Source organism: Mycobacterium angelicum (assembly GCF_002086155.1).
Lineage (GTDB): Bacteria > Actinomycetota > Actinomycetes > Mycobacteriales > Mycobacteriaceae > Mycobacterium > Mycobacterium angelicum.
Window position 1 is genome coordinate 1 of record NZ_MVHE01000385.1, and the last position, 282, is coordinate 282.

At 68.1% G+C, this 282-nt stretch carries 1 protein-coding gene; it reads right to left on the reverse strand.

Annotation, left to right across the window (positions count from 1 at the left end; genetic code table 11):
* Nucleotides 1-43 precede the first annotated feature (43 nt).
* Nucleotides 44-282: ArsR/SmtB family transcription factor (locus tag BST12_RS29910; protein ID WP_083116546.1), on the reverse strand; the 239-nt coding region annotated here is incomplete at its 5' end.

Below are 282 nucleotides of genomic sequence, written 5' to 3' on the forward strand. Positions count from 1 at the left end.
TTGACGACAACGTGGTGGTGGATGGCATCGGTTCGCGGGCGTGTCATGTGTCGTCTCCTTCGGAGTCGATGAGCTGCGCGTAGCCAGTCAGGGCGCGTGTCCAGAACCGGTCGAGGTCGGTGCGCAATGCCGCAAGGCCTGTCGGGTCGAGCTGGTAGACGCGGCGTGTTCCCGCGGGGCGGTCGCACACCAGCCTGGCGGTCTTGAGCACTTTGAGGTGCTGTGACACCGCGGGTCGGCTGACGGGCAGGTCGCGGGCCAACTCGCCGACGGCCAGCGGGC